Origin of the sequence: Maribacter sp. (genome assembly GCF_049667165.1) — a bacterium.
Taxonomy (GTDB): Bacteria; Bacteroidota; Bacteroidia; order Flavobacteriales; family Flavobacteriaceae; genus Maribacter_A.
In genome coordinates this window covers 1-9,423 of the sequence record NZ_JBATHS010000314.1, presented here as the reverse complement: position 1 = coordinate 9,423, position 9,423 = coordinate 1, and the positions used below count along the sequence as shown (strand labels likewise).

Annotated in this window: 6 protein-coding genes and 1 pseudogene; 4 read left to right on the top strand and 3 right to left on the bottom strand. The window is 42.6% G+C overall.

Translation table 11 applies throughout. The features are described from left to right. Positions 1 to 925 (top strand): annotated as a pseudogene (locus WBM98_RS14785) (hypothetical protein); the annotation flags it as partial. 72 nt (positions 926 to 997) lie between these two features. On the opposite strand, the gene WBM98_RS14780 reads toward WBM98_RS14785, so the two are convergent. Both WBM98_RS14780 and WBM98_RS14775 read right to left on the bottom strand, forming a co-directional pair. Then, complete coding sequence (locus tag WBM98_RS14780) at positions 998 to 2,128, bottom strand: redoxin domain-containing protein (RefSeq protein ID WP_424366796.1); 1,131 nt, start codon at positions 2,126 to 2,128, stop codon at positions 998 to 1,000. Between the two features lie 99 nt (positions 2,129 to 2,227). Further along, the gene (locus tag WBM98_RS14775; RefSeq protein WP_424366795.1) at positions 2,228 to 2,719 is read right to left on the bottom strand and encodes a hypothetical protein; all 492 of its coding nucleotides are present in this window, start codon (positions 2,717 to 2,719) and stop codon (positions 2,228 to 2,230) included. A gap of 89 nt (positions 2,720 to 2,808) precedes the next feature. Here WBM98_RS14775 and WBM98_RS14770 point away from each other — a divergent pair, with 89 nt between their 5' ends. The 3 genes from WBM98_RS14770 to WBM98_RS14760 are packed head-to-tail and all read left to right on the top strand — an operon-like array spanning position 2,809 to position 8,225. Then, complete coding sequence (locus tag WBM98_RS14770) at positions 2,809 to 5,718, top strand: FAD-binding and (Fe-S)-binding domain-containing protein (RefSeq protein ID WP_424366797.1); 2,910 nt, start codon at positions 2,809 to 2,811, stop codon at positions 5,716 to 5,718. Positions 5,719 to 5,775: 57 nt separating this feature from the next. After that, on the top strand, positions 5,776 to 6,840 hold the full coding sequence (gene aroC / locus WBM98_RS14765) for a chorismate synthase (RefSeq protein ID WP_424366794.1): 1,065 nt from the start codon (positions 5,776 to 5,778) through the stop codon (positions 6,838 to 6,840). A gap of 59 nt (positions 6,841 to 6,899) precedes the next feature. Continuing rightward, positions 6,900 to 8,225 (top strand): dicarboxylate/amino acid:cation symporter, encoded by a 1,326-nt coding sequence (locus WBM98_RS14760; protein ID WP_424366793.1) that lies wholly within the window; start codon positions 6,900 to 6,902, stop codon positions 8,223 to 8,225. Between the two features lie 44 nt (positions 8,226 to 8,269). Here the strand turns inward: WBM98_RS14760 and WBM98_RS14755 are convergent. After that, positions 8,270 to 9,423: mechanosensitive ion channel family protein (locus WBM98_RS14755; protein ID WP_424366792.1), on the bottom strand; the 1,154-nt coding region annotated here is incomplete at its 5' end.

Below are 9,423 nucleotides of genomic sequence, written 5' to 3'. Positions count from 1 at the left end.
GGCATCTTTTAAAGACTTACGATCGGTATCATTGAACAATGATCAATATGCAGTGCTTGATGCAGGTAAAGGGGTTAGTATCTTGGATGCGAATTTGAACATAACCAAGGAAATCGCAATTAACACTGATTTTGGGGCAGGGACCAAAAGGACCCTTGCTTTTGATAACGACATGGTCATAGTCTCCGAAGGTGCGAAAGGCGCTGGAGTCTATAGTGCTTTGAGTGGTTCATTGCTCGAATATATACCCATCCTTTCGGATGGAACCTCAACATGGAGTGAAACAAATGCCGTGGCAACCAATGAGAACGTCATTCTAATGGCCAATGGAGGTTCGGGTCTTTGTCTTTCAGAGGATAAGGATGGTGACATGGGCGTTGTCGGTGTAATCGATCTCGAGGGATCTATTAATTATGTGGAGTCCAAGGATGATTATATTTTTGCGGCCTCAGGAAAACAAGGGCTGCAGGTCATTAAGTTAAACCGACCTGATGAATCCCTTGTAAGCCGTTGTTCTAGCTTGCCTTCTTACTCAGGCAGTGCCAACCTCACTGTGAACCAAGGGGAAACAAAGGAGTATAGCGGTGCAAAAAGTTTCAATACTGTTTCGGTCAATGGAAACCTATTGTTATGTGGGTCATGGACGGTGCACAACGACAGTAACATCAATAGCGATGCGTTGTTCGAGATGAACGGAACATTAACGATAGGAAGGAACAATAAAAGAAAGAATATTGTGGTGAATTCAAACGCCACCTTTAGAGTGGAGGGAAATTTGACCATTTATGGGGATTTGATCCTCAATGATGGGGCTACCCTCGAATTTATCGGAGATGCCTCCGTGGTTACCGTTTTTGGGGATGTTAAGAAAAACGGCTCCGTATCGGTACTTGGAACTTTTGAGGACTCAAATAGCAAATTTTAGGACGTACGGTCATTCAATAAAAAACCCTGACGATATCGTCAGGGTTTTTTAGTTTTTGTAGAGGCAGACCTTCTAATTGAGCAGTTCCGAAATTCGGGCTTCCAAGGCAGGACCCCTTAAATTTTTGGCAACGATAACCCCATTTTCATCCAACAAAAAGGTAGCAGGTATGGCATCTACATTGTATTGCTTGGCTATGGCATCGTTAAAATAGGCAACATTGGATACATGGTGCCAGTCCAATTTATCCTCTTCGATAGCTTTTTTCCAGGCTTCGGCCGTTTTATCCAAAGAAACACCGATTATACTTAAACCCTTATCGTGGTATTTGTTGTATACCCTTACTACATTTGGGTTCTCGGCTCGACAAGGTCTACACCAGGCTGCCCAAAAATCGATGAGGGTTGCCTTTCCTTTGATGTCGTTCAATGCCAATAACTTTCCCGAAGGTGAGGGAGCGGAAAAATTGGGCGCTACCGAACCTATATTGGTGCTTTTGGAATTAGCCTCCCTTTTTTTTAAAGCATCCAAGGATTTCAATACCTTTATAGCTGATTCAGTTTCTTTGACATCCGGTGAAAGTCCATCATATAATCCCTGAATTTCTTGGGTAGTCAATGTCCTATTATTAATGGCCCTATCGATCAACAAAGCGGAAATCAGGGCTTTTGGATTCGCTTTGATATAGTCGATCTCAAAAGTTTCGTATTCCCCTTGCAATTCATTCAATTCTTCTTGTAAGGAGTTGATTAAAACCGTATCCCGAGCTCCAGTGGCTTTCCTAATATCATTTTGGATATTAATGGCCTGGTTCGATACTTTTCTTGATTTTTCCTGAAAATCAAGTAAAAAATCATTTTGGGGTGTGCCTATAGTTTTGGAATACCCTAGACTGTCCTTATGGGCCGAGAATTCGATATCCCCATTTTCCAAAATGGCGGCACCATACCCGCCTATTTTGTCGACAAAAATATAGTGCATTTCAGGCTGGTCTTTGGCGCCCGTGAAAATGAATGTCCCATTGGTGATGGTCGTCGTATCAACTTCGACCAAGCGATTATTCTCACCTCCCTTTTTTAAATAAACCTCTGTGCCATCGGCAATATCCCCGGAAATTGTTCCATTGAAGGTGTAGCCTTCGGGTTTTGAATTACAGGAAGCCAAAATTCCTATGGCGATTAGGGCTAAAAAACTATTTCTCATTCGTATCGATTTTTAAAGATATGCAAATGTAGTTATTAGCGCCCATATATAAAAAATCCCCAACAACTGTTGGGGATTTTTATTTTTAATGGAAATGCATTAGAATTGATACCGTATACCTAGGGCAATATCAAAATCAAAATTATCAGAGAAGCCATCGTAACCGACCAATCCGATTTCCGGTCTAAAATCCAAAGATAGTAGTAGGGGTATGTCGAAATTATATTCTATCCCGATATTCCCGGCCCCAAATATAAAGAGGCCATCATCATCATCGGTAAGATAGTTAAAATCTACATTTCCTAAGCCGCCACCAACACCGTAGTACCAATTAAAATTACCATCCAGGGGCAGCACCCATTGGTATACCCCGGCTAACTTAAAGGCATTGAAGTAACGGTGGTCCCTCCATCCTAGATCGACTTCCAATCGGTTGTATTGCGAAAGCGATTTTTGATAGGAGATCTCAGCTCCAAAACCATCACTGTCCCCCAGACGTAAGCCTAAGGCGTGTTCTGAGATTTCCTGACCGAAACCAGTCGAAAAAGAAGCGATACAAGCAAGTAATGTAAGTGTTTTTAAAAATTTCATAAGATTTGAATTTAGAGTTGTAAAAATAAGGATTCTTGACTTTGCTCAAAATAATATCTTAATTTAGCATCCAAAATTGTACCAGATTGATCGATATTGATTTAAAAGGATTGCGACAAAGGTTGGCGGGAGAACTTTTGATCGATAGGTTAAGCACCGCCCTTTATGCCACTGACGCCTCTGTGTATCGCAAGATTCCCCTTGCCGTTGCCTTTCCGAAAAACACCAAGGATATTCAGGAATTGGTACGTTTTGCTTCTGAAAGTAACATAGGGCTCATTCCAAGGGCAGCTGGTACCTCCTTGGCCGGACAGTGCGTCGGCGAAGGTATGGTGGTTGATGTTTCGAAGCATTTCACCGAGATTCTTGATTTGGATGTCACAAACAAACAAGTGACCCTGCAACCCGGCGTTATCCGCGATGAGCTCAATCAATTCCTTGCACCGCATGGGTTGTTTTTTGGACCGAATACCTCTACCTCCAACCGTTGTATGATAGGGGGTATGGTCGGCAATAATTCCTCTGGGACCACTTCCATCCAATATGGGGTGACCCGGGATAAGGTTGTTTCTTTGAAAACAGTATTGTCCGATGGTTCAGAAGCGGAGTTCAAATCGCTTTCCAAAACAGAGTTCCATGAAAAAACCAAGTTAGATACCCTTGAAGGAAAGCTTTACCAAAATATATACAATGAGTTGTCAATTAGTACTATACAAAAAGAAGTAAATAATGAATTTCCGAAGCCTGAAATTCACCGACGAAATACAGGGTATGCGATTGATGAATTATTGAAAAGCAATGTTTTCGGTGGGGAGGAAGAAACTTTCAATTACTGTGACCTGCTTACCGGAAGTGAAGGAACGCTGGCATTTACCACGGAAATTACGGTAAAATTGGATGAGATTCCGCCCAAGTACTCCGCCATGGTCGTCACCCATTACAATACCCTTGAAGATTGTTTGAGTGATGTTATGCCTGTCATGAATCATGGATTGCATTTGTGTGAAATGATGGATAAGGTTATCTTGGATTGCACGAAAAACAACAAGACCCAGCTTAAGAATCGGTTTTTTGTCGAAGGGGACCCCTCTGCTTTATTGATGTTGGAAGTAAAGGCAGAAAGCGAAGAGGAGCTTCAGGATGATATCAAAAAGCTCATTGCCACTATAAATGCATCAGGATTAAGTTATGCGAGCCCCATTCTTTATGGTGGTGATATAGCGAAGGCTGTTGAGCTTCGTAAAGCAGGCCTAGGACTTTTGGGCAATATTGTAGGTGATAGGAAAGCTGTGGCCTGTATTGAGGACACTGCGGTGGCATTGGAGGATTTGAAGGATTTTATTGGCGAATTTACGGCCATAATGAAAGATTACGGACAAGAAGCCGTGTACTATGCACATGCAGGGGCGGGTGAATTGCATCTGCGGCCAATCCTCAATCTTAAAAAATCAAGTGATGTAGGGCTGTTTCGATCCATTACCACGGATGTTGCCAAACTTACCAAGAAATACAAGGGTTCTTTTAGTGGGGAGCATGGCGATGGTATTGTTCGCGCAGAGTTTATCCCCATGATGATCGGGGAGAATAATTACAGTTTATTAAAGCGGATCAAGGCTTCTTTCGATCCCAAAGGAATTTTCAATCCCGGAAAGATTGTCGATGCCTACCCGATGGATGAGTCCTTGCGATATGAAATAGATAGGGAGGAACCTACGATTTCAACCTTAATGGATTTTTCCGATAGTGAAGGTATTTTAAAAGCGGCCGAGAAATGCAATGGTAGTGGGGATTGTCGTAAGACGCACCATGCAAAAGGGGGCATGTGCCCTAGTTATCATGCCACAAAAAACGAAAAAGATACCACTAGGGGAAGGGCTAATGCATTTCGTGAATTTTTAACCACCGGAGGCGCCTCCAATAAATTCAACCAAGACGAACTAAAGGAAGTTTTCGATCTCTGTTTAAGCTGTAAGGCTTGCGCCAGTGAATGCCCCAGCAATGTGGATATAGCCAGTCTTAAAGCCGAATTTTTATATCAATACCAAGAAAAGAAGGGGTATTCCTTTCGCAGTAGACTTTTTGCCTACAATACTAAACTCAATAAAATTGGTAGTAGGGTTTCGTGGTTGACCAACGCCATATATAGTTCTGAAATGCTTAGTGGAATATTGAAACAATCGGTGGGCGTAGCCAAGCAGCGCTCCATGCCAAAGGTTTCAAGTTTTAATTTCGATAAGCATCTTCAAAATACTAACATACAAAGGAATAAGTCAAATAAAAAAGTTATACTTTATATTGACGAGTTCACCCATTATATGGATACGGATCTAGGTAAGGACGCCATTGAACTGCTTACGGGATTGGGTTATGATGTACAATTGTTTTATGCCGAGAGCGGACGAACCTACCTATCGAAAGGGTTTTTAAGGCAGGCCCAGCGATTGGCAGTTGGCAATATAAATCGGTTGAAGGTTTTTGCAGAACAACAGATTCCTGTACTCGGTTTGGAGCCCTCGGCCATATTGTCGTTTAGGGATGAATATAAACGATTGGCGCCGAACATGATTGAGGTCGAGGCCATCGCAAACAATGCTTTTATAATCGAGGAATTTTTGGCCAGCGAGGTTCAGAAAGGTTTCCTTAGTGCTGATAAATTCACTAAGGAAGCCAGAACAATCAAAATACATAACCATTGCCATCAAAAAGCCTTGTCGAACCAAAAGGTCACTTTTGATATCCTCAACTTGCCTGAGAACTATACGGTTTCCATTATCAGTTCGGGCTGCTGCGGTATGGCGGGTTCCTTTGGTTATGAAAAAGAACATTACGACGTAAGTATGCAAATAGGGGAATTGAAATTGTTCCCTGCGGTACGTGATTGTGATCAAAATACCCTCATTGCGGCCAATGGCACAAGTTGTAGACATCAGATTCATGACGGTACGGGCAGAGTGGCCTTGCATCCCATTTCAATCTTAAAAAATGCATTGGTAAAATGATTTTTGAATCCATGAATTAACATTTACCTTTGGTACTTAGAATATAACACATAAAGCATGGCAGGGAATACTTTCGGAAATCTTTTTAAGTTGACCACTTTCGGGGAATCGCACGGCGCAGCCATTGGAGGAGTGTTGGATGGATGTCCCCCTGGTATTGCCTTGGATTTCGAAGCGATCCAAAAAGAACTTGACCGGCGTAAACCGGGCCAATCTGCAATTGTCACTCAACGGAAAGAACCCGATACAGTGGAGTTTTTCTCGGGTATATTTGAAGGGAAGACAACAGGTACGCCCATTGGATTTGCGATATACAACACCAATCAAAAATCAGGGGACTATACCCATATTAAAGATTCCTACAGACCATCGCATGCCGATTATGTGTATGACCAAAAATATGGCTTTAGGGATTATCGAGGTGGCGGCCGTAGTTCGGCCCGTGAAACTGCCAGTAGGGTAGTGGCTGGGGCGATTGCCAAACAATTCCTTTCGAACCTACGAATCAATGCCTACGTTTCCCAAGTGGGGGATTTGACGTTGCCTAAAAATTATCAAAACCTCGACTTTTCCTTGATCGAATCGAACCCCGTACGTTGTCCAGATGCGGCTATGGCCTTGAAAATGGAGGAATATATCAAGTACATACGCAAGGAGGGTGATACCATTGGTGGCGTGATTACGTGTGTTATCCAGAATATGCCAATTGGCCTTGGTGACCCTGTTTTTGATAAATTGCACGCCGAATTGGGCAAGGCAATGTTATCGATCAATGCTGTAAAAGGGTTTGAATACGGTAGTGGTTTCGCAGGGGTGAAAATGAAAGGCAGTGTGCATAACGACCAATACAACAAAGATGGTAGTACAAAAACCAATCATAGCGGGGGTATTCAAGGAGGAATTAGTAATGGCATGGATATTTACTTCAATGTGGCCTTTAAACCGGTAGCTACGGTTATACAATCCTATGATACCATCGACAAGGCAGGAAACCCGATAACAACTAAGGGGAAAGGGCGCCATGATCCATGTGTGGTCCCAAGGGCCGTTCCCATCGTTGAAGCCATGGCCGCCTTGGTTCTGGCTGACTACACTTTATTGGCCCGTACCATAAAATTGTAACCAAGCTTGCACCTTTTCGGTTCAAAGTGGTATATTACCCCAGAAATCAAACAATGTTTATGAAAAAATTGGAATTGCATTGGCAAATTTTGATTGGAATGATTTTGGGCATTCTCTTCGGATTTGCGATGACTCAGATCAGTTGGGGCAGGGATTTTGTTTCCGATTGGATCCAACCCTTAGGAACAATTTTCGTCAAACTTCTGAAACTCATTGCCATTCCATTGATATTGGCCTCATTGATCAAGGGGATTTCCGATTTGAAGGATATTTCAAAATTCAAGAACATTGGCCTACGAACCATAGTGATTTATGTTTGTACCACCATTATTGCCATTACCATCGGGTTGATCTTGGTCAATGCCATTCAGCCTGGCGATGGTATTTCACAAGAGACGATAGACAAGTTAACCACTGCATATGCAAATGATAGTGAAGTTACCTCAAAGATAGCGGAGGCCTCTAAACAAAAAGAAGCAGGGCCACTTCGCTTTTTAGAGGATATGGTCCCTGACAATGCCATGATGGCCATGAGCGATAACAAATTAATGCTACAGGTCATTTTCTTTACCATTTTCATGGGAATATCCATGCTATTGATCGGTGAGAAAAAGGCAAAACCACTAAAAAAATTCTTTGACGCGCTTAATTATGTGGTATTAAAAATGGTCGATTTGATCATGTTGTCGGCCCCGGTTGCCGTTTTTGCCCTTCTTGCCAGTGTCGTGGTATCCTCAAGCGACCCTGATTTACTTTTGGCCCTTTTAAAGTATGCTGGGGTTGTAGTATTGGGATTGTTCTTAATGATTGTCTTCTACGCTATTGTGATCTACACCGTTGCAAAAAAGAATCCATTTTGGTTTTTAAAAGAAATCAGTCCGGCCCAATTATTGGCATTTTCCACGAGTTCGAGTGCGGCGACCTTGCCCGTAACCATGGAAAGGGTAGAGGAACATATTGGTGTGGATAAAGAGGTTTCCAGTTTTGTTTTACCGGTGGGGGCTACGATCAATATGGATGGTACAAGTCTCTATCAAGGAGTTGCTGCGGTCTTTATTGCACAAGCCTTGGATTTTCATCTTGGTATTGGCGCGCAATTGACCATTGTCTTAACGGCCTTATTGGCCTCTATTGGATCTGCTGCCGTTCCCGGTGCGGGGATGGTCATGTTAGTCATTGTTTTGGAATCCGTAGGGTTTCCTGCCGATAAATTGGCCATTGGCTTGGCCTTGATTTTCGCTGTCGATCGCCCCTTGGACATGTGTCGAACGATTGTCAACGTTACCGGCGATGCTACCGTTGCTACCATAGTGGCCAAATCGGTGGGTAAGTTGGGGAAACCCCATGTGGAAAACTGGGATGACCACCTTGATGAAGTCAAATAGCTGATAACGTAACCATCGATATTTCTTGGCTAAAGGTTATTGGGTTATTTGGACTTAAAATTAGTACTGCTCGGCAATTCAAAACCTTCCAGTTGAAAATAGGGGATGGCCGCTAAAAGATGATCGAAGATATCGGCCATGATGTATTCATAATTGGCCCAACGTTTATCACTGCTAAAGGCATAGATCTCAATGGGTAGCCCTTGGGAGGTGGGCTCCAATTGACGAACCATAATGGTCATATCCTTATTGATACCCGAATGGGTGTGGATGTACGTATCGATATATTTTCTAAAAACCCCCACATTGGTAAGATTCTTTCCATTGATCAATAAAGACTTGTCAATGTTGTTGTCCGTATTATATGCCTCTATGGCACGGCCCCTATTTTCGAGGTATTCCCGGATCAATTCAATCTTTTTCAACGCGTCTAAATTTTCCTTGGTCAAAAACCGAATGCTTTCCTGTTTTATGATCAAGGCCCTTTTAATACGCCTTCCGGGGGAATCGCTCATTCCCCGCCAATTCTTGAAAGAATCCGAGATCAACGCATAGGTGGGAATGGTGGTGATCGTCTTATCGAAATTCTGGACTTTCACCGTGGCGAGGTTGATTTCTATGACATCCCCATCGGCTCCATATTTCTCAAAAGTGATCCAATCCCCAATGCGTACCATATCGTTGATGGAAACCTGTATGCTGGCCACAAAGCCTAAAATGGTATCCTTAAAGATAAGAATGATCACAGCAGAGGCTGTACCCAAGGCGGTTAGGAATTTCCATAATTCCATGCCAGAGACAATGGAAAAGATATAAAACGAGACAATGGCCCAGGCAAAAATCATGAATACCTGAATATAGCTATCGATAGGCTTGTCTTTTAAGCTGGGTATTGTTTTCAAAAAATCCTTGGCGGTATGCAACAAACTGCGTATGATCCAAAGGAACAACACGATGCCAAAAATTTCTAAGGTCTTGGTAAAAAAGATCTCTGTATTTGGGAAATCCATGAAAATAGCCGGTACTGCCTTATAAGCAAGTATAACGGGTATGATATGGGCAAAATTCCTTGGTGCCTTATTCTTCACCAATAAATCATCGAATCGTGTTGCGGATGATTTAGAAAACCGAACGGATAATCCTATGATTACTTTTCGCAAAAAGAAGTCGATCACCATTAGTACGATTAGTACCATGA